Genomic DNA, 25,810 nt, shown 5'->3' with positions numbered 1-25,810 from the left:
GAGCCGCGTGTCCACTCTGTCCGACCTGCTGGCCGAGAACACCGGGCTGTCGGGTGAGGCGGCCGACCACCTGCAGGCGGTGGTCGCCGAGTGGCAGCTGCTGGCCGATCTGTCCTTTGCGGACTTCCTGCTGTGGGTGCCGGTCGCCAAGGAACTGCATCCCGACGGCGGTGACTTCGTCTGCGTCGCGCAGGCGCGGCCGACCACCGCGCCCACCGCGCATCCCGAGGACGTGGTCGGCGCCCGGTTCACCGTCGACGAGCACCCGCAGCTGGTCAAGGCCATGCGCGAGGTGCGGATCTGCCGCGAGGAGGATCCGCACTGGTACCGCGACCTGCCGATGCGCCGGGAAGCGATCCCGGTGAAGTTCGGCGAAACGGTCATCGCGGTGCTGAGCCGGGAGACCAATCTGGCCGCGCCGCGGGTGCCGAGTCCGCTGGAGATCGCCTATCTCGGCAGCGCGGGCGATCTGTGCCAGATGATCGCCGACGGCACGTTCCCGAGCCCGGACACGCAGACCGACGTGCACACCAGCCCGCGGGTCGGGGACGGCCTGATCCGGCTCGACCCGGCCGGTTCGGTGGTGTTCGCCAGCCCGAACGGGTTGTCCGCGTACCACCGGATGGGGCACGAGTCCGATCTCGTGGGCACGCGGCTGGCGCCGCTGACCCGGTCGCTGATCCGCGATCCGTTCGACGCGACCGAGGTGTCGCACCGGATCCTGGACGCGCTCGACGGCAAGCCGGGGAGCCGGACCGAGGCGGATTCGCGGCGCGGGGCGGTGGTGCTGTTCCGCGCGCTGCCGTTGCGCCCGGCCGGGCAGCCCGCGGGCGCGCTGGTGCTCGTGCGGGACGTGACCGAGGTGAAGCGGCGGGACCGCGCGCTGCTGTCCAAGGACGCGACGATCCGCGAGATCCACCATCGGGTGAAGAACAACCTGCAGACGGTCGCCGCGTTGCTGCGGTTGCAGTCGCGCCGGACGCCGAGCCCGGAGGCGCGGCAGGCGCTCGGGGAGTCGGTGCGCCGGGTGTCCTCGATCGCCATGGTGCACGAGGCGCTGTCGGTGTCCGTGGACGAGCGCGTCGACCTCGATCAGTTGCTGGACAACGTGTTGCCGATGGTCGGCGAAGTGGCGACGGCCGAGGCGCACGTGAGCTTCTCGCGCACCGGATCGTTCGGGGTGGTGGTCGCCGAGATCGCGACACCGCTGGTGATGGTGCTCGCCGAACTGGTGCAGAACGCGGTGGAGCACGCGTTCCCCGGCGGGCGCCCGGGCAAGATCGAGATCCAGGTGGAGCGCTCGGCCCGGTGGCTGGACGTGCTCATCAAGGACGACGGGCGGGGCCTGCCCGCGGGTTTCTCGCTGGAACGCACGGACGGACTGGGCCTGCAGATCGCGCGGACGCTGGTGGAATCGGAACTGCGGGGTTCGCTTTCGCTGCGCGGCCCGCGATCCGGCGGAACCGAAGCCGCCCTGCGCATCCCGCTCAGCCGCCGCCTGTAGCCCGGGGTTCGCGAAATAGACATCGGAACACGTTTAGGGCCGACACCGTAAATTGGTGTCGGCCCTTCAACGCGTTTGAGCTTGGGGACTGATAAATCCCCTAACGCTACGGGTCAACCTGGCCGCGCGGGGCCACGAGAACCGTTTGTTCGTGCTGTCTCAGGCGTTGCTACGCGTACCGATGTGAGCACGGCGGCGCTTGAGGGCGCGACGCTCGTCTTCGCTCATTCCGCCCCACACGCCGGCGTCCTGCCCGCTGGCCAGAGCCCAGGCCAGGCAGTCGGAAGCGACGGTACAGCGGTGGCACACAGCTTTCGCCTCGGCTACCTGCAGCACGGCAGGACCACTGGTTCCCACGGGGAAGAACAGCTCGGGGTCCTCGTCTCGGCAGGCCGCGTCGTGGCGCCAGTCCATCTCTGTGAGCTCCTTTATGACGGCGCGAGACTCGCGCCGCAGTCGTCATGGCGGTCGTTTTTTGGGGTGCTTGTGAATGCTTTCACGAAGCACCGCGTTCGACAAGAGTTTTCCGGAGATCGGTGAGTCAGCTCACCCGGCCGAGCTACCGGCCTGACCTGCGGTTTCTGTCCGAAACGACACTTTGGGCGGAAGAGCCGATGCGGTGAGTGGAGCTTCTCGATCGACGAGCGGCAAGTCGGACTTTGCCGCGGGCGATCAGCCGATGGCCCTCGCAGGGGTCCGTCAGACCATCACGGTCAGCGCGTCCGGCACGCTCACGAAGTCCACCCTGGTCCGCTGGCCCACCAGGTCTCCGTCAACCTGAAAGTTTACCGGTTGTTCGGACTCGATGCTGAGGTTCGGCAGGTCGTCGTGCCGCACGAGACGGCGTCCGCGCTGGTCACCGCCCTCGCGCAGGGCCTGGCGGACGTGCCGGAAAACGGTGCCCAGCCCCAGGCCGCGCAGGGCGAACAGGCCGAGGCCGGTGTCGAACGAGCAGCCGTTGTTCAGGTGCACCGGGCGGGAGCCGAGGTAACTCCACGGATCGGTGTTGGAGATGAACGCGGTGCGCACTTCGACCGGTTCCTCGCCGGGGATCCGCACGGTGAGCGGCGGCCTGCCGAGCGGTGGCCGCAGGTGACACGCGACCGCGGCCCGCAGGTAGAGCGCCGGGCTGGTCTGCTTGCCGCGCCTGCGGGCGACCCCCGCCACCACGTCGGCGTCCCAGCCGAGGCCCGCGTTGAAGGTGAACCAGAGCCCGTTCGCGCGGCCCAGGCCGACCCGCCGCCCGCCGCCGTGCTCGATGGCGAACAGCAACTGGTGGGTGGCTTCGACGGGGTCGTGGGAGATGCCGAGGGCACGGGCGAACACGTTCGCCGAGCCGCCGGGCACCACGCCGACCATCGTCCGGGCTCCGTGGTCCTCGCCGGTGAGGACGCCGTTGACCACCTCGTTGACCGTTCCGTCGCCGCCGTGGGCGACCACGAGCTCGATCCCGTCCCGCGCGGCCGCCCGGGCGATCGCCATCGCGTGCCCGCGGTAGCCGGTCTCGACGACCTCCAGTTTCACCTGGCTGGCCAGTGCGTGCGCGAGGACGTCCCGACCACCGGCCGTGGTCGAGGTCGCCTGCGGGTTCACCACCAATACTGCGCGCACAACCGCAGGGTAAGTGACGGGAACGCCGTACCGGCACGTCTGAACGCGCAAGGTGACGCGAAGCTCACCCGTGCGTTGTCGCGCTGAGGCGCGCCCTGGGGAAACGCGGTACGAGCCCTGTGCCGGTCGGTCCTCCGTTCGGTAGGAGATTGCCGCTCGTCGTGACAAGTTGCACCCCGGGCGACCGCCCGCTCATCGACGACACTCAGATCTTGACCCGGGTGGCGGTCGGGGGAAAACGGCCGACCGGGTGGCATACCATCGAAAGTGTTCACGCACGGTCATCCGTGCCCCAGAACCCCAGTTGGGAAGGCCTTTCACCCGTGCCGTTCGCCGACAACATCTCGCCCGCCCCGCGCGAGGTCCGGGTCGCCGGAGCGATCACCGCGCTACCCGGGGTGGCGCTGCTCGTGCTCGCCGTGCTGCTGCTCGCGAACTCCGGGAACTCCTCGGTGCCGCGCAACAACATCTGGGCCGAGGCCGGGTTCTACGTCGTGCTCGGCGCGGGCACGCTGGCCTGCGCGGCGGGGCTGCTGCTCGGCAAGTTGTGGGCCCGCTCCCCGGGCGTGGTCGTGGCGCTGATCCTGGTCGGGGTCGGCTGGTACGTGCTGGGCCCGTCCGGGCAGGTGGCCTTCGGGGTGCCGCTCATCGTGCTCGGGCTGGGCACGCTGGTCCTGCTGTTCCGCCGCCCCTCCCGGGCCTGGGCACTCGGCATGACCGACGGTGAAACCGAGGAGGAAGCCGCCGAACGCGACGGCGCCGCCGGCCGGTCCGCCCGCCGCACCCAGCAGGATCCCGGCCCCCACGACTGACCCGGCCACGCTCCGCCCCGAAAGTCCCCCAATGCGGCATTGGGGGCGCTCAAGGTACCCAATGCGGCTTTCGGGGCGTTGAAGGTACCCAATGCGGCTTTCGGGGCGTTGAAGGTGCCGAAGGCCGCATTGGGGGTTTCTCGGTGTGTGGTGTGGTGCCGTGTTCGTGGGGTGCCCGGGTGTCGGGCTCGCCTACCGAGATGGGGAACTCGGTGTGCCGAAACGGGGGACTCGCACGTCCGAGACGGGGGACTCGCGGCAAGTGGAGGACCTGCTGCCGCGAGTTCCCCGTTCCGGGAGGAGGCGAGCATCACTGCGGCCTTCGGTGCACGCGGGAAGGCAAGGTTCCCCCACGCCGCATCGAGCGAGAAAACCCCATTTGGGGGGTTCGAGGTTCAGGCTTCGGCGGCGAGGGCGCGCAGGGGTTCGTCGGTGAGGCGGTAGACCGTCCACTCGTCCATCGGCACCGCGTCGAGTGCCTTGTAGAACTCGGTCGCCGGGTTCCAGTCGAGCACCCACCACTCCAGCCGGGCGTAGCCGCGCCGCACGCATTCGGCGGCCAGTTCGGCGAGCAGTGCCTTGCCGAGCCCGGAGCCGCGCTGCTCGGGCCGCACGTAGAGGTCCTCCAGGTAGATCCCGTGCACCCCGCGCCAGGTCGAGAAGTTCAGGAACCACAGGGTGAAGCCGACGACTTCGCCGTCCACCTCGGCCACGTGGCCGAACAGCGCCGGGTGCTCGCCGAACAGCGCGGCGTGCAGCTGCGGCGCTTCCAGGTGGCATTCCCGCGGGGCCTTCTCGTATTCGGCGAGGTCGTGCACGAGGCCCACGACGGCGTCCACATCGGACTCGCGGATGCGCCGGATTCTGCTGTCGGTCAACGGAAAGCCTCTCAGGATGCGGGGACGTTGAGGTGTTTGAGCTGGGGTTCGCCGCGTTCGTCGCCGAGGACGGTGACGCTGGCCGGATCGAGTCCGAAGTGGACGCCCGAGGAGGCGGGCAGGTCGAGCCAGCGGGCGATGAGCACGCGGCTGAAATGACCGTGGCCGACCAGGATCACGTCGGTTTCGGCGAGGAGCGCGGTGACCCGGCCGAGCAGCTTGTCGGCGCGCGCGGCGACCTGGTCCGCGCTTTCGCCGCCGGGCACGGGGTGCGACCAGACCGTCCAGCCCGGGACCGTTTCGCGGATCTGCGGGGTGGTGATGCCCTCGTAGTCGCCGTAGTCCCATTCGGCGAGGTCCTCGGTCACCTCGTCCGGGCGGAGCCCGGCCAGCTCGGCGGTCGCCCGTGCCCGCTGCCGGGGGCTGACCAGGACCCGCGCGGGCGCCGGGCCGCGCAGGTTCGCCAGGACCGCGCCCGAGGCCCGGGCCTGCTCCTCGCCCGCCGGGGTCAGCGGGATGTCCGTGCGACCGGTGTGCCGGCCGTTCGCCGACCATTCGGTCTGCCCATGTCGCAGGAGGTAGAGAGCGTGATCCACGTTTGCGAATATAGCGGGCGGTCTGATTAGCTACTCCCGAGTAGCTTAGGGAGTGGGACATGGCACAGAACCCGACATTCGCGATGTGGCGGCGGCTCGCCGCCAAGCCCGGCGGGAAGGCGTTGTTCTCGGCGGCGATGTGCCTGCGGGTGCCGTATTTCCGGACCGTGCTGCCGTCCGTGCGGGAACTGCGGCCCGGACGGTGCGAGGTGACCGCGCCGAAGTGGTGGGGTGTGCACAACCACATCGGCACCTTCCACGCGATCGCCGCCTGCAACCTGGCCGAGATCGCCATGGGCATGCTCGCCGAGGCGACCGTGCCGGCCACGCACCGCTGGCTGCCGAAGGGCATGACGGTCGAGTACGTGGCGAAGGCGGAGACCGGCCTGCGCGCGGTGGCCGAGTTGCCGGAGATCCCGGAATTCGGGGACGAGGGCGTCGAGTTGCCCGTGCCGGTGACCATCACCGACACCTCCGGCAAACCCGTGGTCACCGGCACGATCACCATCTGGGTGACCCGGAAGAAGTAGGTCAGCCGTAGCTGCGGAGTTTCACGTAGGTCGTCTGCGTCAGCACGTTCGTCCCGGACGGGGACGGCAGGCCCAGGCGGTGGTTGAGCGGCCGGGTCAGCGGGCCGCAGCCGCGGGCGGACGGGATGTTCAACTGCCGGTCGACCGTGTGGAAGACGTGGACCGACGGGTCGTCCGGATGGGTTTCCAGCCCGCCGACCTGCTGGATCACCGAGTGGATCGGATCGTCGTCGCCGCCGATCGCGCAGCCGCGCGCCAGCAGGGGGCCGCGGAGCGAGCCCTTCAGGTCGATCTCGCCCTTGCGCTGGTCGTTGGACTGGAAGTCGGAGTATCCGGCGTAGCGCAGTTCCAGGGTGCCGCCGAACGTGCCGGGCACGCGCGTCGGTTCGGCGCGCAGCGCGCCGAACACCTGGGCGTACTCGCCGTTCAGCCGGCCCTCGGCGAAGGTCAGCCGCATCCGGTTCAGGCGCAGGTCGCGCACGGTGCCGAAGGAGAGCGTCCCGTCCGAGATCAGGACCTCGCACCGCCACTTCGCGGGATCCGCCCCGGCGGGCAGTGTCTTCGGGCAGTCGGCGAAGTCGAAAGCGGGAACAGGTTCGGCCGCCGAGGCCGGGATCGCGCTCGTCGCCACCAGGGCCGCGGCACCGGCCGCCACGAGGCCCGCCTTGCGGAGAAGTCGTTTCGTCATGGCGGAAGCCTGCCCAAACGCGGCATCGCGGACATCCGGGATCGCCCCCAGGGGAACCCGGGAACTTACCTCGAACGGGTAACAATTAGAACGTGTTTCACTTTGCTTCTTGTCAGCTTGACTGGCGAGGCGGAAACATGCCGAGCATGGTCTCTCCCATGTCTCGCAGGCGTTTCCTCGGTATGGCCGCGCTGAACTCGGCGGCGGCGCTCGGTGTCACGGCGGTCTCCGCCCGCCCGGCCTCGGCCGAACCGCCGGTGCTGCCCGAGTTCTCGCCGGCGGTGGTGATCGGCACCGGGTACGGCGCCGCGGTGACCGCGCTGCGCCTCGGCGAGGCCGGAATTCCCACGGTGATGCTGGAGATGGGCCGGCTCTGGAACACCCCGGCCGGCGACGGGAACGTGTTCTGCAGCATGCTCAAACCCGACGAGCGGTCGATGTGGTTCAAGAACCGCACCGAGGCGCCGCTGGCCACGTTCCTGTGGCTGGATCTGGCCAACCACGACATCCGCCCGCATGCCGGGGTCCTCGACCGCGTGCACTTCGGCGACATGTCCGTCTACGTCGGCCGCGGAGTCGGCGGCGGCTCGCTGGTGAACGGCGCGATGGCGGTCACCCCGCGGCGCGACTACTTCGAGGAGATCCTGCCCGAGGTCGACGCGGACGAGATGTACGGCAAGTACTTCCCGCGCGCCAACGCGGGCCTCGGCGTCAACCACGTGGACCCCGCGTGGTTCGAGACCTGCAAGTCCTACGGCTACGCGCGGGTGTCCCGCAAGGCCGCGCAGAAGGCGGGATTCGGCACCGCGTTCGTGCCGAGCGTGTACGACTTCGACTACCTGCGGCGCGAGGAACTCGGTGAGGTGCCGCGGTCCGCGCTCGGGTCCGAGGTGATCTACGGCAACAACCACGGGAAGCGTTCGCTGGACAAGACCTACCTGGCGGCCGCGCTCGGCACCGGCAACGTGACCATCCAGACCCTGCACGAGGTGCGGGAGATCCTCCGCCAGCCGGACGGGACGTACACGCTCGTGGTCCGGCAGACCGACGCGGACGGCACGGTGGTCGGGACCCGGCACCTCGGAACCCGGCACCTGTTCCTCGGCGCGGGCAGCCTCGGTTCGACCGAGTTGCTGCTGCGCGCGCGGGACACCGGGCGGCTGCCCGAGCTGGGCGAGGAGATCGGGCGCGGCTGGGGCACCAACGGCAACGTGATGCTCGGGCGGGCCAACCACATCTGGGACACGACCGGCACGCTGCAGTCCGCGATGCCCGCGCTGGGCATCGACAACTGGTCCGATCCGGTGCACCCGGTGTTCGCCGAGATCGCGCCGGTGCCCGCCGGGCTGGAGACCTGGGCGAGCCTGTACCTGGCGATCACCAAGAACCCCGAGCGCGGGCACTTCACCTACGACGCGGCCACCGACTCGGCGCGGCTGCAGTGGTCGGTGTCCCAGGGGCAGCCGTCGATCGACGCGGCGAAGGCGCTGTTCGACAAGATCAACCGGGCGAACGCGACGATCTACCGGTACGACCTGTTCGGCGGCACCAGGACGTTCGAGAACCGGTTCACCTACCACCCGCTCGGCGGGCTGGTGCTGGGCAAGGCCACCGATCTCTACGGCCGGGTCAAGGGGTGCCCGAACCTGTACGTGACGGACGGTTCGCTCATCCCGGGCAGCACCGGCGTGAACCCGTTCGTGACGATCACCGCCCTGGCCGAGCGCAACATCGAGCGGGTGCTCGCCGAGGACGTCCCGCGCTGATCTGGCGGCGGAAAAAATAGCGAGGGACCTTTGCTCACGTCTAACTGGAGTAAAGGTCCCTCGCTGCTGTTCAACCGGAGCAAAGGTCCCTTGCTGCCGCGACGGATCGGGATCTCTTAGCTGTCGAGATGTTGTGGTGGGTCAGCGTCACTCGGCGCGGTTGAGTTCGTACTGCTTGAGGCAGTCGTCGTAGTGCGGCAGCAGGCCCAGGCGCTCGGCCTCGGCGAGCGTCGGCGCCTCGATGTCCTTGGTAGACATGATGAACTCGATGTCGTCCGGCCACGGCAGGCTGAGATCCGGGTCGAGCGGGGTGATCCCGTGCTCGGCCGCCGGGTTGTACGGCGTCGAGCACAGGTAGCTCATCGCGGTGTCGTCCTCCAGCGCGATGAACGCGTGGCCGAGTCCCTCGCAGAGGTAGAGCGCGCGGTGCTCGGTGGAGTCCAGGCGCACCGCGTCCCACTGCCCGAAGGTCGGCGAGCCCACGCGGATGTCCACCACCACGTCGATCATGCTGCCGCGCGGGCAGTGCACGTATTTCGCCTGGCCGGGTGGCGTGTCCGCGAAGTGCACCCCGCGGATGGTGCCCTTGCGGGACACGCTGTGGTTGGTCTGGGCGGTGCGCAGCGGATGCCCGAGCGCTTCGGTGAACGCGGGCCCCTGGAACGGCGCCACGAAGATGCCCCGGTCGTCCGGAAACACCGGGGGAACGAACTCGTAAGCGTCGGGAACCGCGAGCTGGCGCACGTGCATGAGATCACCCTATCCAGTCGTCTGCCAGTCCAAAAAAGCCGAACGGTCGTCTTGCGTAAACCCCTAGTGACCTGCGGAGAAGACCCCTCAATTTGTGACCTCAACCGCACCTAGGGATCGCAACCCGCACCCGGCCTGTCACACTGGTTTGACCGCCGCGCCCGCGGCCGTCGCCTCACCCAGGGCACCGACGACCGAAAACGGGCGCCTCACCTGCGAAACGCGCTACCGCGCCCGGCATTCGCAGGGGAAAGCAAGAGTGTCACTGGGGAATGTGTGGGCCACGCCGTCGCGGCCCCACTCACAGTCCCGAAGGGATTTGGAGTGTCTTTCGCTCAAACCTCAAGGTCAACGGCCGATGCTGGGCCGATGGCCGAGTCGATGACAGGAAAAAGAATGAATCAGGGTACAGGCGGTGACACCACGCCGGTTACCGACGAGGAGATCTTCACCGGGCACGAGGGCGGCAAGCTGGGCGTCGCCGCGACCCGGCCGATCTCCGACCCGCGAGACCTCTCCATCGCCTACACGCCGGGTGTGGCGAAAGTGAGCCGGGCCATCGCGGAGAACGCGCGCCTCGCGGAGCGGTACACCTGGGCGGATCGGCTGGTTGCGGTGGTCAGCGACGGGACCGCGGTACTCGGCCTCGGGGACATCGGCGCGAGCGCTTCGCTGCCGGTCATGGAGGGCAAGTCGGTCCTGTTCAAGACCTTCGGCGGGCTGGACTCGATCCCGCTGGTGCTGGACACCACCGACGTGGACGAGATCGTGGAGACCCTGGTCCGGCTGCGCCCGTCCTTCGGCGCGGTCAACCTCGAGGACATCTCGGCGCCGCGCTGCTTCGAGCTGGAGGACAAGCTCAAGGAGGCGCTGGACTGCCCGGTCATGCACGACGACCAGCACGGCACCGCGATCGTGGCACTGGCCGCGCTGCGAGGTGCCAACCTGGTGCTCGACCGCGACATCACCACCGAGCGCGTGGTGATCTCCGGTGCGGGGGCCGCCGGGGTCGCCTGCGCGAAGATCCTGCAGGCCGCCGGGGTCGCGGACGTCACCGTGCTCGACTCCAAGGGCATCATCCACCCGGGCCGCCCGGGCCTGAACCCGGTGAAGGAGGCGCTCGCGGCGACCACCAACTCGGCGGGCCTGCGCGGCGGGCTGGCCGACGCGCTGCGCGGCGCGGACGTGTTCCTCGGGCTGTCCGGCGCGACGATCGACGAGACGCTGCTGCGCGAGATGGCGGACGACTCGATCGTGTTCGCGCTGTCCAATCCGGACCCGGAGGTGCACCCGGAGGTCGCGGCGAAGTACGCGTCGATCGTGGCCACCGGGCGCAGCGACTTCCCGAACCAGATCAACAACGTGCTGGCGTTCCCCGGCGTCTTCCGCGGCGCCCTGGACGCGGGCGCGCGGGCGATCACCGAGAACATGAAGCTGGCCGCCGCCGACGCGATCGTCGCGGTCGCGCAGGACGACCTGGGCCCGGACCGGATCGTGCCCAGCCCGCTCGACCCGCGGGTCGCCCCCGAGGTGGCCGCCGCGGTCGCCAAGGCCGCCGAAGCGGACGGCGTGACCGCCTGACCGACACCACGCGATAGCGAGGGACCTTTACTACGGTTTATCTGTAGTAAAGGTCCCTCGCTATCGTTCTGCCGTAGCGAAGGTCCCTTGCTATCGCGCCAGCGCGGCGAGGAGGGTCGCGACGCGGTGGCGGGGCAGGTCGATCAGGCGGTGGGCCAGGTCGGGGTGGTCGCCGATCCGCTCCCGGGCCTCGTTCTTGGTGAGGGTGCCGCCGGAGGCTTCGATCAGGGCTTCCCGCCAGACGTTGCCCAGTTTGCCGTGCGCCTTGGCCAGCACCGTGCCCGCCGCGCTCGGGGCGGCGGCGGCTTCGGCGACGACGACGGCGTGGGTGTTGTCCGGGGTGCTGCGGAGGTAGCGGAGGCGATATTTCGCGTCGACCAGCCGCGCGAGCGCTTCCTGCGCGGCGGCGTCGGCCAGGTCCGGGTGGGAGTTCGGCACGAGGAGCGCCACCCGGGGCGCGTTCACCGCGAGCAGGGCGCGCAGCAGCCACGGACCCGGGTCGGCGGTCAGGTCGAGGGCCACCGGGGTGCGGGAAGTGATCGGGGACGACCAGTCCGCCCCGCGCGGCCGCGCTCCGTCCGCGAGTTCCGACAACCGGTTCAGCAGGCTCGCCGGAGTGCCACCGGTCTCGACCGACTGCGGGCCGTGCGTGTAGATCCCGGTTCCCCGCTTTCCGGCTTTCCGCGCCTGCGCGGTCGGCTGGCAGACGTAGAGGTCCGCCGCGCTGCCGATCGCCTGCGCGCCGTAGTACCGGTTGAACTCCGGCAGGATCGCTTCGAAGGTCAGGCCGAGCGACAGCAGTTCCCGCTGCACCTGGCGGCCGAGTTCGGGATGCCGCGCGCTGTACCCGTAGGCGAGCACGATCCGTCCCAGCACCGGCTCGGCGAGCGCCTGCACCGCCCGCGACGCGAACAGCCCCATGCCTTCCGGGGTGTACGGCGGATCGCTGAACACCAGATCCGCCTGCCCGGTGACCGATCGGGGCAGGCCGAAGCGCAGATCCGCGTGCAGCGTGGTGATCGAACCCCCGGAATGCTCGTCGATATACGCCAGCAGGCGGTCGTCGACGTCGACCACGGTGATGCCCGCGGGCCACGGGTGCAGTTCGCGGATGGCGAACGAGGTGAGGTCGTGATCACCGAGGAACAGCAGGCGCGTACGCGCGAGATCGAAATGGGTGTCCAGCCACAAACCCCGGCGCAGCACCGTTTCGGGGGTCGCCTGAACGTGGTCCAGCGCGGCCAGCGGGGGCGGAACGTCGTCGATGAGCCGCGCCAGCGTGGCGTAGTCCTCGTCGTGCGACTCCAGCAGGCGCCCGAACGGATCGGCGAGCCGCCGCACCAGGTACTTCGCGTAGCCGGTGCTGTCCCGCCGCAGCTGCACCCGGTCGCCGTCGCGATCGAGATCGTCGCCGAGCGCGTCGAGCAGTTCCTCCACGCTGCGGCGCGGCGCGGCCGATCGGCGCACGAGTTCGTCGAAGGGAATCCAGCCGTGGTAGAGCACGGTGATCACCGTGTACAGCGGGCGGGTGTACGCGCCGTTCGCGGCGATGACCTCGTCGAGTGGGCTCACCCGGGCCAGCCTAAATCGTGGACTGTGGTGCCAAGCGGGGAGATGTGGGCTACGGTCTTTTGACCCGGACTCGGCAAGGGGAGCAAGGCGTGGCAATCGAGTTCCAGAGCGTGACCAAGCGCTACCCGGATGGAACCGTCGCGGTCGACGAACTGAGCCTGACCGTGGAGGACGGCACGATCACCGTGTTCGTCGGCCCGTCCGGCTGCGGCAAAACGACATCCCTGCGCATGATCAACCGGATGGTCGAGCCGACCGCCGGCACGATCCTGCTCGACGGCAAGGACGTCCGCGACTCCGATCCGGCGTTGCTGCGCCGGGGAATCGGCTACGTCATCCAGCACGCCGGGCTCTTTCCACATAGGACCGTGCGGGACAACGTGGCCACCGTCCCCCTGCTCTCGGGCTGGGACAAGGGCAAGGCCCGTGATCGCGCGGCCGAGCTGCTGGAGACGGTCGGGCTCCCGGCCGCGCTCGGCAAGCGGTATCCCGCGCAGCTGTCCGGCGGGCAGCAGCAGCGCGTCGGCGTGGCCCGCGCGCTCGCCGCGGATTCGCCGGTGCTGCTGATGGACGAGCCGTTCTCCGCGGTCGACCCGGTGGTGCGGGAAGAGCTGCAGGACGAACTGCTGCGGCTGCAGTCCCAGCTGGGCAAGACGATCGTGTTCGTCACCCACGACATCGACGAGGCGGTCCGGCTCGGCGACAAGATCGCCGTCCTGCGGGTCGGCGGGAAGCTCGCGCAGTACGGGACGCCGTCGGAGGTGCTCCGGCATCCCGTCGACGATTTCGTGGCCTCCTTCGTCGGCAAGGATCGCGGTTACCGGGGACTGTCCTTTTTGTCCGCGGAAGGGGTCGAGGTGCATGAGATCGACCGCGTTGTCGTGGGCAGCGCGGTTCCCGGCGCGAACGACGACTGGAAGCTCGCGGTCAACGAGGCGGGCGAACCGCGCGGCTGGCTCGCTCCGGGGTCTACTGTGGACGGTGAGCTGACCGAGGCGCAGCTGCTGGCGGGCGGTTCGCTGTACCAGCAGGGCACGCCGATCCGCGGCGCCCTGGACGCGGCGCTGTCCTCCCCGGCGAGCCTCGGCGTGGTGGTCGACGACGCGGGCGCGGTCACCGGCGTGGTCACCGCGCAGCAGGTGCTCGAAATCATCGAAGGAAAGTCGCGAAGGGGAGGCGGCTAGCCATGGGCGAGTTCTTCGACGAGCTCGGCCGGTACCTCGGCAGTGCCAACAACCGCGCGGAAATCCTCGGCGACCTCGGCGAGCACGTCTACCTCGCCCTGCTGCCGCTGGTGCTGGGCATCGTGCTGGCGATCGCCGCGGGCTGGCTCGGGTGCCGCTGGCAACCGGCGCGCAACGTGCTGCTGGTGGTGTCGAACCTGCTCTACACGATCCCGTCGCTGGCGTTGTTCGTGGTCATCCCCGGCATCATCGGGTCGAAGATCCTGGACAGCGTCAACGTCATCGTCGCGCTCACCATCTACACCACCGCCCTGCTCGTGCGCCCGGTGCTCGACGCGCTGGACGCCGTGCCGCCGCACGTGATCGCGGCGGCGACCGCGGTCGGCTACCGCCCGGCGCGCCGCTTCTTCGGCGTCGAACTGCCGCTGTCGGTCCCGGTGCTCGCGGCCGGGGTGCGGGTGGCTTCGGTGAGCAACATCAGCCTGGTCAGCGTCGGCGCGCTGATCGGCACCGGCGGGCTCGGCGTGCTGTTCACCGACGGGTTCCAGCGCGAGTACTTCTCGCCGATCGTGGTGGGCATCGTGCTCACCCTGCTGCTGGCCCTGGTGGTGGACCTGCTGCTGGTGCTGCTGCGCAACGTGGCGACCCCGTGGGAACGGGCGTCCCGGGCGAAACCCGCCACCGCGGCGCGGGAGGTGACCGCGTGATCACGGATCTGTGGCACTGGTTCGGGGATCCGGCGAACTGGACCGGCGCCGACGGCGTGCCCAACCGGCTCGGGCAGCACCTCGGCTACACCGCGCTGGCGCTGGCCATCGCGCTGGTGGTCGCGGTGCCGCTCGGCCTGTTCGTCGGGCACACCGGCCGCGGCGGCGTCGCGCTGGTGAGCGTGGGCAACGCGATCCGCGCGCTGCCGACCCTGGGCCTGGTGACCTTCCTGTTCCTGATCTTCACCGAAAGCGTGACGGCGACCGTGATCGGCCTGGTGGTGCTGGCGATCCCGCCGATCCTCGCCGGGACGTACGCCGGGCTGCAGGCGACCGATCACGGCGTGGTGGACGCGGCCGAGGGCGTCGGCATGACCGGCTGGCAACGGCTGTGGCAGGTCGAGGTGCCGATCGCGCTTCCGTTGGTGCTGGGCGGAATTCGCAACGCCGTGCTGCAACTGGTGGCCACCGCCGCGGTCGCCGCGTACGTGGGTCTCGGCGGGCTCGGCCGGTTCCTGCTGGATGGACTGGCCATTTTGGACTACACCGAGGTGGTCGCCGGCGCGCTCCTCACCGCGCTGCTGGCCATCGTGCTCGACCTGGTTTTCGCCGCCCTGCAACGGGCCGTGGTGCCCCGGGGCGTGCGCCTGGCCGCCGCCGCGGCTTCGGGCCGCAAGGTCTCCGTCGCGGGAGGAACGGCGTGAAACGGACCCTGGCCGCACTGCTCGCCGTGCTCGCGCTCACCGCGACCGCGTGCGGGAACCCGCTCGAGGGCGGCGCCGAGGGCGGCTCGACTGGCGAGATCGTCATCGGCTCCTCCGATGTCGGCGAAAGCCTGCTGCTGGCCCAGATCTACGCGGGAGCGCTGCGCAACGCGGGCGCGGAGAACGTGATCGTGCGCCCGCCGGTCGGCGGCCGCGAGGTCGTGGTCAAGGCGCTGCAGGACAAATCGCTGTCCGTGGTGCCGGACTACAGCGGGAACCTGTTGCGGTACTTCGACAAGAACACCGAGGCGACCCGGCCCGCGGACGTGTACGCCGAGCTCCAGCGGAAGGTCCCGGACCGCTTCGCCGTCCTCGACCAGGCGCCCGCCGAGGACAAGGACGTGCTCGTGGTGCGCAAGGAACTCGCCGACGCGGGCGTGCGCACGTTCTCCGATCTCGGCGCGCGCTGCCAGGATCTCGTGTTCGGCGGCCCCGGCCAGTGGAGCGACCGCTGGAAGGAGAAGATCAAGAAGCTCTACGGGTGCGAGTTCAAGGAGATCCGCACCACCGACACCGGTGGTCCGGTGACCGTGGCCGCCCTGCGGTCCGGCGAGATCCAGGTGGCCGATCTGTTCAGCACCTCGTCGAGCATCGAGACCAATGGATTCGTACCTCTGGTCGACGACAAACAGATGTTCCCGGCGCAGAACATCGTGCCGCTCGTCGCGAAGGGCACCTTGTCGGAACGGGAGACGCTCGCGTTGAACCGTTTGTCCGCGGTGCTCACCACCGACAAGCTGACCGATCTCAACGTCGAGTTCACTTCCGAGAAGCGCAATCCGTCGGACATCGCCGAGGATTTCCTGCGCGAGAACGGCCTGGCGACCTGAGGCTGCCCGACTTTCGGCCTCGGCCAATCGGGTGTTTTCGGTTAGGGACCGCAACAGGTGAACGTCCGCTCACGGTCACCAGGAGTTTCCCAAGGCGTCGCTTCGCGTCACCACCGGCCCACATGCTGACGCTTTGCCGCCCGTTCGGCCGCGGGAACCGGTGACATTGTCGTGCTTTACCGTTTCGCTCCCGTCGAAGCAAGACCTTCCTTCCCGGGAAAAGCGGATCTATTCTCAGCGAACATTCATGTGAATGTATTTCACCCCTAGTGATCCGGGCGGGCCACCGATATGGCTCGATCGGATCGACCCTGCCCTAGGAGGAATGAAACGGTGCGGAAAACTGGCGGAAACAAGCGCAGACCGCTGGCCGGTCTCGGGATCGCCGCGGCCGTCGCGGCGCTCACCGCGCTGAGCGGTAACACCCCGGCGGCGGCCCAGGAAGGCACCGTGCTCGGCGCCGGCGAGGCGGGGACGGTCCAGGGCAGCTACATCGTCGTGCTGAAGGACGGCGCCTCCGCGGACGGCGTCAAGGCCCGGCACGGCGGCACGGTGCAGCGCACTTTCTCGGCGCTGCACGGGTTCTCGGCCGCGATGACCGAGAAGCAGGCCCGCCGCGCGGCGGCGGACCCGGCGGTGGCGTACGTGGAGCAGAACAAGGTCGTGCACGCGAGCACCGATCAGCTCAACCCGCCGTCCTGGGGGCAGGACCGGGTGGACCAGCGCGACCTTCCGCTGGACAGCAAGTACAGCTACTCGACCACCGCGTCGAACGTGACCGCGTACATCATCGACACCGGCATCAACCTCACGCACACCGAATTCGGCGGGCGGGCCAAATCCGGTTACGACTTCGTGGACAACGACGCCGACGCCACCGACTGCAACGGCCACGGCACGCACGTCGCGGGCACCGTCGGCGGCGCGACCTACGGCCTGGCCAAGGAGGCCAAGCTGGTCGCGGTGCGCGTGCTCGACTGCGGCGGCTCGGGCACGTATGAGGGCGTCATCGCCGGGATCGACTGGGTCACCCAGAACGCGGCGAAGCCCGCGGTGGCGAACATGAGCCTCGGCGGCGGCGCGTCCAGTTCGGTCGACGACGCCGTGCGCCGCTCGATCGCGGCGGGCGTCACCTACGGCCTGGCGGCGGGCAACGACAACGGCGCCAACGCGTGCAACACCTCCCCGGCACGCACCCCGGAGGCCATCACCGTCGGCTCGACCACCAACACCGACGCGCGGTCCAGCTTCTCCAACATCGGCACCTGCCTGGACATCTTCGCGCCCGGCAGCGGCATCAAGTCGGCGTGGATCGGCGGTAACACGGCGAGCAACACGATCAGCGGCACCTCGATGGCGACCCCGCACGTGGTCGGCGGGGCCGCGCTGTACCTGGCCGCCAACCCGGCGGCCACTCCGCAGCAGGTCCGCGACGCGCTGGTTTCGGCCGGGACCAAGAACAAGGTGACGAACGCGGGCAGCGGTTCGCCGAACGTGCTGCTCTACACCGGCGGCGGTTCGACCCCGCCGGACCCGGCGACCTGCGGCACGGTCACCAACGACGCGGATGTGAACATCCCGGACGCGGGCACCGCGGTGACCAGCCCGGTGAACGTGGCCAACTGCGCGCGCAACGCCTCGGCGACCACCAAGGTGGACGTGCACATCAAGCACAGCTACCGCGGTGACCTGGTGATCGACCTGATCGCCCCGGACGGCACGGCGTACCGGCTGAAGAACTCCAGCAACGACTCGGTCGCCAACCTGGACACCCAGTACCCGGTCAACGCCTCGGCGAAGTCCGCGAACGGCACGTGGAAGCTGAAGGTGCAGGACGTGTACTCGATCGACACGGGGTACCTCGACAGCTGGTCACTGACCGTGTGACCCGTTGACCAGGGCCGTGAGCGATCGGTGGTGGCAACCCTGCTGGCTACCACCGATCCTCACGGCCCTACCAGTACCTGGGTGACGAAGGCTCGCCACTGAGCCCGCGAAAAGCTGAGACTCCCGCCCACCCGATCCTTGGTGTCCCGCACGTGCACCCGATCAGCAGCCGCCACCTCGACACAGCCACCATTGCTTGCGCTATGGGTGCTCTTGCGCCAGCCCACCTCGACACAGTCGCCATTGCTCGCGCTGTAGGTGCTCTTACGCCAGTAGATCCCATCCCATTTGGGTGTGTTCATGGCGATCCTCTCGGTCCCTGTACAGCTCGATCACCACACGGCGAATCAGCTCCCTCGATTGTTCCTCACCGAGGGCGGTACTCGCCAGAACCTCCAGTATGCGCCGGTAGGCCGCAATCTCTGCCTCCGATTCGAGGAACAGAGTAGAAGTCTCGCTTTCCAGATACACCACCGGTTTGATCGTCGCGAACTCCATCAATCTGAATGAACCCGCGATGCCAGCGTGAGCACCTACCGAGGCGGGCACCACCCTGATCGAGATGTTCGTGCGCACCGACATGCGCAGCAGGTGGTGTAGTTGATCCGACATCACTGTCTCGCCGCCGACCGGGAGCCGCAGCACGAACTCATGGATGAAGAACGTGTAGCCGGTCGGAGTGGCACGGCCGAAGATGTTCTGCCTCGCCAGCCGCGCCGCCACTCGCTCATCGATCTCCTCCTGCGGAACCGCACCAGCGTCGCGCAGGAGTGCACGTGCATAGTCGCCGGTCTGGAGTAGTCCTGGAACCAGGGTTGCCTGATAGTCGCCGATCGTCAGGGCGTTGTCTTCGTGGTCGATCAGGGTGCGGAGTTGCCGGGGTAGCCGGGAGCCGTGCTGTTGCCACCAGCCCGGCTTGTTGGCTTCTCTGCACAGTTGCAAAATCTTCTCACGTCTGTCCGGCTTCGCGCGGCAGACGCCGAGCAGGGTGGCTATATCGGTTTCCTTGATCCCGCGTTTTCCGTGCAGCAGACGGGAAAGGTCGCTCTGCGACCAGCCGAGCGCCTCGGCCGCCTGTCTACCGCTGAGCCCGGCTTCTTCCAGCAACGCGCGCACCTCGTCGCCGAGCTCCCGGCTGCGCACGGTGGGTTCGTACTCTGCCATGCGATCCAAAGTAGAACCGCCGACCCGCGTTGCCTCCCCGCGACGCAACGGCTTCGCCGGAAAGGAGCATTGTTTGCCCCGCGTGGAATCGGTTTCCTGAGTTTCGGAGGAACTATCTGATGACTACGCTTTCCCCTGCGCATTCCCACGCATTCTGGTTGCTGCGCAACGAAATCTACGGCCACCTGGACAGCGCCGAGTTCCTGGCGATGGACTCGGACGCCTGGCGCGATGCGGAAACCACGTCCGCCCGGAAACTCATCTGCGACCTGGTGACCGTGATCCGAACCGTGGTCGCCCAGCATGAGGACGACACCACCGGCCGCTGCCGCTTCTGCCACGCCCCCTGGCCCTGCCGCAGCATCCAGTCCATCCACCAGGTGCTCAAAGACCCCGCCCGCGAATTCACCCTGCTCACCTCCTGACCCGCGAATTACACGTTCAGGCACGCGAGTTACACACTCGCGCACGCGAACTACACACTCAGGTAAGCGAGTCGCACATTCGGAAAAACGGAACCCCCGGCTGGGAGGGGATCCCGGCCGGGGGTTCGGTCACACCGAAGAGGCTTACTCGAAGGCCTTGGCGATGATGGCTTTCTGCTCGACCTCGTGCACCTTGGAGGAACCGGCGCTCGGGGCGGCCATCGGGCGGCGGGCCACGACCTGCAGGCCCGCGAACACCTCGGGCAGCTTCCGCGGCAGGTTGAGCCCGAAGAACGGCCAGGCGCCCTGGTTCTCCGGCTCCTCCTGCACCCAGACGATCTCCTTCGCCGACGTGTACCGCTCGAGCGCGGCGAGCAGCTTCTTCTTCGGCAGCGGGTAGTACTGCTCGATCCGCACGATCGCGACGTCGTCGATGCCCTGCTTGGCGCGTTCGGCGACCAGCTCCCAGTACATCTTCCCCGAGGTCAGCAGCACCTTCCGGGCCTTGGCCGGGTCCACGTCGTGGTCGTCGATCACGGAGAGGAACTTCGACTGGTCGGTGAACTCCTCGACCGAGGACTTGACCGCCTTGTCGCGCAGCAGCCGCTTGGGCGTGAACACGATCAGCGGGCGCTGCACGCCGTCGAGCGCGTGGCGGCGCAGCAGGTGGAAGTAGTTCGCCGGGGTGGACGGCACCGCCACGGTCATCGAGTTCTCCGCGCACAGCTGGAGGAACCGCTCGATCCGGCCGGAGGTGTGGTCCGGGCCCTGGCCCTCGTGGCCGTGCGGCAGCAGCAGCACCACATCCGAGAGCTGGCCCCACTTCGCCTCACCGGACGAGATGTACTCGTCGATGACGGTCTGCGCGCCGTTGACGAAGTCGCCGAACTGGGCCTCCCACATGACCAGCGCGTCGGTGTTGGCCACCGAGTAGCCGTACTCGAAGCCGACCGCCGCGTACTCCGACAGCGCCGAGTCGTAGATCATCACGCGGCCCTGGGTCTCGGCCAGCTGCTGCAGCGGCGAGTACTCCTGCCCGGTCTTGCGGTCGATGAGCACCGAGTGCCGCTGGGTGAAGGTGCCGCGGCGGGAGTCCTGCCCGGACAGCCGCACCAGCTTGCCCTCCAGCGCCAGCGTGCCGAACGCGAGCAGCTCGCCGAACGCCCAGTCGACGCCGCCCTCGCGGGACATCTTGTGCCGCCGCTCCAGCACCGGCTTGACCCGCGGGTGCGGGGTGAAGCCCTCGGGGAGGTCGACGAACGCGTCGCCGATCCGCTCGATCACCTCGCGCGGGACCGCGGTCGGCACCTTGGCCGGGACCTGCTGCTCCTCCTCGACCGACGGGCTCGGCGCGATCGGGTGCTTCTCCAGCTCCCGCACCTCGTTGAACACGTGCTCGAGCTGGCTGGAGAAGTCGCGCAGCGCGGCCTCGGCCTCTTCGACCGAGATGTCCCCGCGGCCGATCAGCGATTCGGTGTAGGTCTTCCGGACGCTGCGCTTGGTGTCGATGATGTCGTACATCGCGGGCTGGGTCATCGACGGGTCGTCGCCCTCGTTGTGGCCCCGGCGCCGGTAGCAGATCAGGTCGATGACCACGTCCTTGTTGAACGCCTGCCGGTAGTCCACGGCCAGTTTGGCCACCCAGTGCGCGGCCTCCGGGTCGTCGCCGTTCACGTGGAAGACCGGCGCGCCGATCATCTTCGCGACGTCGGTCGCGTACTGCGAGGAGCGCGAGTGCTCCGGCGCGGTGGTGAAGCCGACCTGGTTGTTGATGATCAGGTGCACGGTGCCGCCGGTGCGGTACCCGCGCAGCAGCGCCAGGTTCAGCGTCTCGGCGACCACGCCCTGACCGGCGAACGCGGCGTCGCCGTGCAGCAGCACCGGCAGCACGGAGAAGCCCCCGGTGCTGCTTTCGCCCTTGTCCAGGATGTCCTGCTTCGCGCGGACGATGCCTTCCAGCACCGGGTCCACGGTCTCCAGGTGCGACGGGTTCGCGGTCAGCGAGACCTTGGTCTCCCCGTCGCCGAACATCCGGAAGTACTTGCCCTCGGCGCCGAGGTGGTACTTCACGTCACCGGAGCCGTGCGCCTGGCCGGGGTCGAGGTTGCCCTCGAACTCGCGGAAGATCTGCGAGATCGGCTTGCCCACGATGTTGGCCAGCACGTTCAGGCGGCCGCGGTGCGGCATGCCGATGACGACCTCGTCCAGCTCGTGCTCGGCGGCCTTGTCCAGCACGGTGTCCAGCAGTGGGATCGCGGTCTCGCCGCCCTCCAGGGAGAACCGCTTCTGGCCGACGTACTTGGTCTGCAGGAACGTCTCGAACGCTTCGGCCGCGTTCAGCTTGGACAGCACGTACTTCTGCACGGCCGGGTCCGGCTTCTCGTGCGGGACCTCGACCCGGTCCTGGATCCAGCGCCGCTCGTCCGGGTCCTGGATGTGCGTGTACTCGATGCCGACCGTGCGGCAGTAGGAGTTGCGCAGCACGCCGAGCACGTCGCGCAGCTTCATCCGCTCCTGGCCGGCGAACCCGCCGACCGCGAACTCGCGGTCGAGGTCCCACAGGGTCAGCCCGTGGGACAGGATGTCCAGGTCCTCGTGCCGCCGCTGCCGGTAGTTCAGCGGGTCGGTGTCGGCCATCAGGTGACCGCGGGTGCGGAACGCGTCGATGAGCTCGATCACCCGGGCGGTCTTGTCGACCGCGCCTTCGGGGATGTCGGCGACCCAGCGGATCGGCTCGTACGGCAGCCGCAGCGAGGTGAAGACGTCGTCGTAGAAGCCGTCCTCGCCGAGCAGCAGCTCGTGGATCCGCTTGAGGAACTCGCCGGACTCGGCGCCCTGGATGATCCGGTGGTCGTAGGTCGAGGTCAGCGTCATGATCTTGCTGACACCCAGCTCGACCAGGGTCTTCTCGCTCGCGCCCTCGAAGTGCGCGGGGTACTGCAGGGCGCCGACGCCGATGATCGCGCCCTGCCCGGCCTGCAGGCGGGGCACCGAGTGGTTGGTGCCGATCCCGCCCGGGTTGGTCAGCGAGATGGTGGTCCCGGCGAAGTCGTCGGCGGTGAGCTTGTTGTTCCGGGCCTTCTTGACGATCTCCTCGTACGCCTGCCAGAACTGCAGGAACGTCATGGACTCGGTGTTCTTGATCGACGCGACGACCAGGGTGCGGCCGCCGTCCTTGCCCTTCATGTCGATCGCGAGGCCGAGGTTGACGTGCTCCGGCGTGACCGCGAACGGCTTGCCGTCGATCAGCTGGTAGTGCCGGTTCATGTTCGGGTAGTTCTGCAGGGCCCGAACCATCGCGTACCCGATGAGGTGGGTGAAGGAGATCTTCCCGCCGCGGGTCCGCTTGAGGTGGTTGTTGATCACGATGCGGTTGTCGGCCATCAGCTTCGCGGGCACCGCGCGCACGCTGGTGGCGGTCGGCACGCTCAGCGAGGCGTCCATGTTCTTCGCGATCGCGGCGGCGGCGCCGCGCAGCTGCTTGCTGTCCGGCTCGGCGGTCTTGGTCTCGGTCTTCGGGGCCGCGGGCTTCGGCGCGGGCTTCGGGGCCGGGGCGGCGGGCTTGCTCGGGGCCGGGGCGGACTTGCTCGCGGCGGTCTGCTCGGCGGCCGAGGCGGCGTTGCGCCGCGCGGTCGGGGTCGGCGGGCTGGCCTGGCCGTTGCCCGACGCCTGGTCCCGGGCTCCTTCGGCGGCGGCTTCCCGGGCGTTGTCCGCCTTGGCCTGCGCCGCCTGCGTCGGCTTGAAGTCCGCGAAGAAGTCATGCCATGCGGCGTCTACTGAAGAGGGGTCGGCGAGGAACTGGTCGTACATTTCTTCGACCAGCCACTCGTTGGGGCCGAACTGTGACGCAGGGCTAGTGCTGGACACGGCAGGGACTCGCCTCTATCCATCTCGATCTGGTTGTCCGTTGATGCGCCTACCAGGCTAACCCCCTCGGCCGACGCCGTGTGATCGAACTCGACACAGCGGCCTCTTGACGAGTGGGGCGTCGATCACTCTTTCGGCCGTATCAGCGCGAACGGCTCATAACTGCCTGTCCGTGACCGGTCAATCACCTCTTGTGGTGGTTTGGCGGAGGGTGCCGGGCGCGCTTCAATGAGGTCGGGCGAGGCGGAACCATGACAGGGTCGTGGCCGTCTGTGCCTAGGAGCGAAAGGGGCGTCCGGTGGAGTTGTCCGATGTCGAGCGGATGGTGGACGACTGGGAACGCAACGCGGTCGAGAAGTCGCAGCGGTACCAGGCGATGCAGCAGCAGGTCGAGCAGATCTCCATCACCGAATCGGTTGCCGGGGGCGCGGTCAGTGTGACGGTCGGCAACAACGGAATCCCGACGAACGTCGCGATGACCGAGGGCGTGCGCAAGATGAGCCCGGACGAGATCGCGGCGAACGTCCTGAAGGCCATGCAGAAGGCGCAGTCGAAGTATCCGCAGAAGATCCAGGAGATCGTCGCGGCCACCGTCGGGGACGACGACACGACCCGGCACATCGTGGAGACCGCCGTGGACAACTTCCCACCCGCCCCGGAGGAGCCCGAGGAGCCGGTGCGCGAGGCCGCGCCGCGGCAGCTGCAGGTCGAGACCGAGGCGGACGACGAGCCCGCCCCGCCCCGCCGCCCCACCCCGCCCCGGCCGTCGACCCCGCCACCCGCGACGCGGCGGCGGCCCAGCTCGGACGATGACGACGGCGAGGACTTCGGGGACCAGACGTTCCTGCGGCGCGACTGACTAGGGGGAAGCGATGCCAGACGGCGGTGGCGGCAAGGGCTACGAGGTCCTGCACGACGAGCTGGGCACCCACGCGGGCAAGGTCGACGGGCTCGCGCAGCGCCTGCAGACCGCGGTCGACGCCGCGCAGCAGGTGACCATGGACAACAGCGCGTACGGCGTGATCTGCCAGCCGTTCGCGCTGATGCTGGACCCGTTCGAGAAGATGGGCGTGGACGCCCTGCGGAAGGCGCACGAGGCGGTGACCGACAGCGCCGGGAAGGTCCGCGACGCCGCGAAGCAGTACGAGGGCAAGGAAAAGGACACCATCCAGACGCTGAAGTCGACCGGCGGCGCCGAAATCTGAGGGCGGTAGCGTCGGCTGATGGACGTGGTGGCGGGGCTGGGCCGGGTGCTTCCGGCGGATCGGGTGCTCGCCGATCCGGACGCGATGCGGCGGTACCTGCACGACGAGGCGGAATGGGCCGAATACGCCCCGGCCGCCGCGGTGGTCCGGCCGCGGAGCACCGCGGAGGTCCAGGCGGTCGTCCGGTTCGCCCTGGAGCACCGGATCGCGGTGGTGCCGCGCGGCGCCGGGACCGGATTGTCCGGGGGAGCCAACGCGCTGGCGGGCTGCCTGGTGGTCTCGTTCGAGGCGATGGACTCCGTGCTCGAGATCGACCCGGCCGAACGGCTCGCGGTGGTGCAGCCCGGGGTGGTCAACGACGACCTGCGGGCCGCCTGTGCGGAACGGGGCCTGTGGTACCCGCCGGATCCGGCGAGCTCGCCCTGGTCGACCATCGGCGGCAACGTGGCCACCAACGCGGGCGGCGTGTGCTGCGTGAAGTACGGGGTGACCAAGGACTACGTGCTCGGGCTCGAGGTGGTCACCGGGCGCGGGGACGTGGTGCGGCTGGGCCGCCGGACCGCGAAGGGGGTCGCCGGGTACGACCTGTGCGCCCTGCTGGTCGGTTCGGAGGGCACGCTCGGGGTGATCACCGAGGTGACCGTGCGGCTGCTGCCCCGGCGCGCGGCCGAGCGGACCATCGCCGGGTACTTCGACTCGGTGGTCGCCGCGGGCGAGGCGGTCAGCGCGGTCGCCGCGGCCGGGGTGGTGCCCTCCGCGCTCGAACTCGTCGACCGGCACTGCCTGGAAGCCGTCGACGCCTGGAAGAACATGGGCCTTTCGGTCGAGGCGAACGTGGTGCTGCTCGGGCGGACCGACACCCCCGGGGACGACGAGGCCGCGACCATGCTGGCGTGTTTCGAGCAGGCGGGCGCCTCCTGGGCCGCGGTGTCCTCGGACGAACACGAGGCCGAGGCGTTGTTCCAGGCGCGCCGCCTCGCCTACCCGGCGCTGGAGCGGCTCGGCCCGGTGCTCACCGAGGACGTGTGCGTGCCGCGGTCGAAGGTGCCGGAGATGCTGGCGCGGATCGGGAAGACCGCGGCCGCCCACGACACCCGGATCGCCAACATCGCGCACGCCGGCGACGGGAACCTGCACCCCTTGCTGATCACGCCGATCGGCGACGAAGACGCCCGGCGGCGCGCGCAGGCGGCGTTCGAGGACATCATCGCCGACGCGCTCGACCTCGGCGGCACGGTCACCGGCGAACACGGCGTGGGCCTGCTCAAACGGCCCGGGCTGCGCCGGGAGCTCAGCGAACCGGTGCTCGACCTGCACCACGCCGTCAAGGCCGCCCTGGACCCGTCCGGGATTCTCAATCCAGGCAAGGTCTTCAGCCGCGGAACCAGGTGACCGGTCGCACACGTCGTACCGCACGACTAGAGGGAGGGGTGCCGTATGCCGGAGGGGAATCCGCTGGTCGCGCAGGAGAAGTCGCAGACCACGGCGG

Annotated in this window: 24 protein-coding genes; 14 read left to right on the top strand and 10 right to left on the bottom strand. The window is 69.2% G+C overall.

Annotation, left to right across the window (positions count from 1 at the left end):
* Nucleotides 1–7: 7 nt before the first annotated feature.
* Nucleotides 8–1,504 carry a sensor histidine kinase gene (locus FXO23_RS40585; RefSeq protein WP_158892457.1) on the top strand — a complete coding sequence of 499 codons (1,497 nt, stop codon included), beginning with the start codon at nt 8–10 and terminating at the stop codon, nt 1,502–1,504.
* A 159-nt stretch (nt 1,505–1,663) separates the two neighbouring features.
* Here the strand turns inward: FXO23_RS40585 and FXO23_RS40580 are convergent, their stop codons facing one another.
* Together FXO23_RS40580 and FXO23_RS40575 are read right to left on the bottom strand one after the other, a co-directional pair.
* Nucleotides 1,664–1,918, bottom strand: coding sequence for a WhiB family transcriptional regulator (locus FXO23_RS40580; RefSeq protein WP_158892455.1), 255 nt, complete (start codon nt 1,916–1,918; stop codon nt 1,664–1,666).
* 285 nt (nt 1,919–2,203) lie between these two features.
* The gene (locus tag FXO23_RS40575; protein WP_158892453.1) at nt 2,204–3,115 is read right to left on the bottom strand and encodes a diacylglycerol/lipid kinase family protein; all 912 of its coding nucleotides are present in this window, start codon (nt 3,113–3,115) and stop codon (nt 2,204–2,206) included.
* 323 nt (nt 3,116–3,438) lie between these two features.
* Here FXO23_RS40575 and FXO23_RS40570 point away from each other — a divergent pair, with 323 nt between their 5' ends.
* Nucleotides 3,439–3,927 (top strand): hypothetical protein, encoded by a 489-nt coding sequence (locus FXO23_RS40570; protein WP_158892451.1) that lies wholly within the window; start codon nt 3,439–3,441, stop codon nt 3,925–3,927.
* A 395-nt stretch (nt 3,928–4,322) separates the two neighbouring features.
* Here FXO23_RS40570 and FXO23_RS40565 read toward each other — a convergent pair whose 3' ends face one another.
* Both FXO23_RS40565 and FXO23_RS40560 read right to left on the bottom strand, forming a co-directional pair.
* The gene (locus tag FXO23_RS40565) at nt 4,323–4,805 is read right to left on the bottom strand and encodes a GNAT family N-acetyltransferase (protein ID WP_158892449.1); all 483 of its coding nucleotides are present in this window, start codon (nt 4,803–4,805) and stop codon (nt 4,323–4,325) included.
* A gap of 11 nt (nt 4,806–4,816) precedes the next feature.
* Nucleotides 4,817–5,401, bottom strand: a complete 585-nt coding sequence (locus FXO23_RS40560) for an acid phosphatase (RefSeq protein WP_158892447.1) — start codon at nt 5,399–5,401, stop codon at nt 4,817–4,819.
* 59 nt (nt 5,402–5,460) lie between these two features.
* Between FXO23_RS40560 and FXO23_RS40555 the strand changes: the two genes are divergently transcribed.
* Entirely contained in the window at nt 5,461–5,931 is a 471-nt protein-coding gene (locus FXO23_RS40555; RefSeq protein ID WP_158892445.1) for a hotdog fold domain-containing protein, read from the top strand.
* A gap of 1 nt (nt 5,932) precedes the next feature.
* Here the strand turns inward: FXO23_RS40555 and FXO23_RS40550 are convergent, their stop codons facing one another.
* Nucleotides 5,933–6,619 carry a hypothetical protein gene (locus FXO23_RS40550; protein ID WP_158892443.1) on the bottom strand — a complete coding sequence of 229 codons (687 nt, stop codon included), beginning with the start codon at nt 6,617–6,619 and terminating at the stop codon, nt 5,933–5,935.
* Nucleotides 6,620–6,756: 137 nt separating this feature from the next.
* Here FXO23_RS40550 and FXO23_RS40545 point away from each other — a divergent pair, with 137 nt between their 5' ends.
* The gene (locus FXO23_RS40545) at nt 6,757–8,385 is read left to right on the top strand and encodes a GMC oxidoreductase (protein ID WP_158892441.1); all 1,629 of its coding nucleotides are present in this window, start codon (nt 6,757–6,759) and stop codon (nt 8,383–8,385) included.
* A gap of 147 nt (nt 8,386–8,532) precedes the next feature.
* Here FXO23_RS40545 and FXO23_RS40540 read toward each other — a convergent pair whose 3' ends face one another.
* The gene (locus FXO23_RS40540) at nt 8,533–9,135 is read right to left on the bottom strand and encodes a dTDP-4-dehydrorhamnose 3,5-epimerase family protein (protein ID WP_158892439.1); all 603 of its coding nucleotides are present in this window, start codon (nt 9,133–9,135) and stop codon (nt 8,533–8,535) included.
* A gap of 396 nt (nt 9,136–9,531) precedes the next feature.
* Here FXO23_RS40540 and FXO23_RS40535 point away from each other — a divergent pair, with 396 nt between their 5' ends.
* The gene (locus FXO23_RS40535) at nt 9,532–10,716 is read left to right on the top strand and encodes an NAD(P)-dependent malic enzyme (protein ID WP_158892437.1); all 1,185 of its coding nucleotides are present in this window, start codon (nt 9,532–9,534) and stop codon (nt 10,714–10,716) included.
* Nucleotides 10,717–10,806: 90 nt separating this feature from the next.
* Here the strand turns inward: FXO23_RS40535 and FXO23_RS40530 are convergent, their stop codons facing one another.
* The gene (locus FXO23_RS40530; RefSeq protein WP_158892435.1) at nt 10,807–12,288 is read right to left on the bottom strand and encodes a bis-aminopropyl spermidine synthase family protein; all 1,482 of its coding nucleotides are present in this window, start codon (nt 12,286–12,288) and stop codon (nt 10,807–10,809) included.
* A gap of 89 nt (nt 12,289–12,377) precedes the next feature.
* On the opposite strand from FXO23_RS40530, the gene FXO23_RS40525 reads away from it, so the two are divergent.
* The 5 genes from FXO23_RS40525 (at nt 12,378) to FXO23_RS40505 (ending at nt 17,660) form a co-directional block, all read left to right on the top strand.
* Nucleotides 12,378–13,472 (top strand): ABC transporter ATP-binding protein, encoded by a 1,095-nt coding sequence (locus FXO23_RS40525; RefSeq protein ID WP_158892433.1) that lies wholly within the window; start codon nt 12,378–12,380, stop codon nt 13,470–13,472.
* A 2-nt stretch (nt 13,473–13,474) separates the two neighbouring features.
* Complete coding sequence (locus tag FXO23_RS40520; protein ID WP_158892431.1) at nt 13,475–14,179, top strand: ABC transporter permease; 705 nt, start codon at nt 13,475–13,477, stop codon at nt 14,177–14,179.
* The gene (locus FXO23_RS40515) at nt 14,176–14,883 is read left to right on the top strand and encodes an ABC transporter permease (protein WP_158892429.1); all 708 of its coding nucleotides are present in this window, start codon (nt 14,176–14,178) and stop codon (nt 14,881–14,883) included. Before FXO23_RS40520 ends, FXO23_RS40515 begins: the two co-directional genes overlap by 4 nt.
* Before the next feature lie 8 nt (nt 14,884–14,891).
* Complete coding sequence (locus tag FXO23_RS40510; protein ID WP_425484952.1) at nt 14,892–15,773, top strand: ABC transporter substrate-binding protein; 882 nt, start codon at nt 14,892–14,894, stop codon at nt 15,771–15,773.
* Nucleotides 15,774–16,064: 291 nt separating this feature from the next.
* Entirely contained in the window at nt 16,065–17,660 is a 1,596-nt protein-coding gene (locus FXO23_RS40505) for a S8 family peptidase (RefSeq protein WP_158892425.1), read from the top strand.
* A 59-nt stretch (nt 17,661–17,719) separates the two neighbouring features.
* On the opposite strand, the gene FXO23_RS40500 is transcribed toward FXO23_RS40505, so the two are convergent.
* On the bottom strand, nt 17,720–17,962 hold the full coding sequence (locus FXO23_RS40500) for a DUF397 domain-containing protein (protein WP_158892423.1): 243 nt from the start codon (nt 17,960–17,962) through the stop codon (nt 17,720–17,722).
* Entirely contained in the window at nt 17,925–18,824 is a 900-nt protein-coding gene (locus FXO23_RS40495; protein ID WP_158892421.1) for a helix-turn-helix domain-containing protein, read from the bottom strand. The genes FXO23_RS40500 and FXO23_RS40495 overlap by 38 nt, the downstream gene beginning before the upstream one ends.
* 119 nt (nt 18,825–18,943) lie before the next feature.
* Here FXO23_RS40495 and FXO23_RS40490 point away from each other — a divergent pair, with 119 nt between their 5' ends.
* Nucleotides 18,944–19,249 carry a hypothetical protein gene (locus FXO23_RS40490; protein WP_179957022.1) on the top strand — a complete coding sequence of 102 codons (306 nt, stop codon included), beginning with the start codon at nt 18,944–18,946 and terminating at the stop codon, nt 19,247–19,249.
* Nucleotides 19,250–19,393: 144 nt separating this feature from the next.
* Here FXO23_RS40490 and FXO23_RS40485 read toward each other — a convergent pair whose 3' ends face one another.
* On the bottom strand, nt 19,394–23,116 hold the full coding sequence (locus FXO23_RS40485; RefSeq protein ID WP_158892419.1) for a multifunctional oxoglutarate decarboxylase/oxoglutarate dehydrogenase thiamine pyrophosphate-binding subunit/dihydrolipoyllysine-residue succinyltransferase subunit: 3,723 nt from the start codon (nt 23,114–23,116) through the stop codon (nt 19,394–19,396).
* A gap of 298 nt (nt 23,117–23,414) precedes the next feature.
* Here FXO23_RS40485 and FXO23_RS40480 point away from each other — a divergent pair, with 298 nt between their 5' ends.
* Genes FXO23_RS40480 through FXO23_RS40470 form a run of 3 tightly spaced genes read left to right on the top strand, consistent with a single transcriptional unit; the run spans nt 23,415 to nt 25,713 of the window.
* Nucleotides 23,415–23,975: a YbaB/EbfC family nucleoid-associated protein gene (locus FXO23_RS40480; protein ID WP_246258317.1), complete on the top strand. Its 561-nt coding sequence runs from the start codon at nt 23,415–23,417 to the stop codon at nt 23,973–23,975.
* Nucleotides 23,976–23,988: 13 nt separating this feature from the next.
* Complete coding sequence (locus FXO23_RS40475) at nt 23,989–24,321, top strand: type VII secretion target (RefSeq protein WP_158892417.1); 333 nt, start codon at nt 23,989–23,991, stop codon at nt 24,319–24,321.
* Nucleotides 24,322–24,339: 18 nt separating this feature from the next.
* The gene (locus tag FXO23_RS40470; protein WP_158892415.1) at nt 24,340–25,713 is read left to right on the top strand and encodes an FAD-binding oxidoreductase; all 1,374 of its coding nucleotides are present in this window, start codon (nt 24,340–24,342) and stop codon (nt 25,711–25,713) included.
* Nucleotides 25,714–25,810: the final 97 nt, after the last annotated feature.

It is taken from the genome of Amycolatopsis anabasis, from assembly GCF_009765355.1.
GTDB classification, from domain to species: Bacteria; Actinomycetota; Actinomycetes; order Mycobacteriales; family Pseudonocardiaceae; genus Amycolatopsis; species Amycolatopsis anabasis.
Note: the sequence above shows the minus strand (reverse complement) of the source record. Positions and strands in the feature narration are given on the sequence as shown.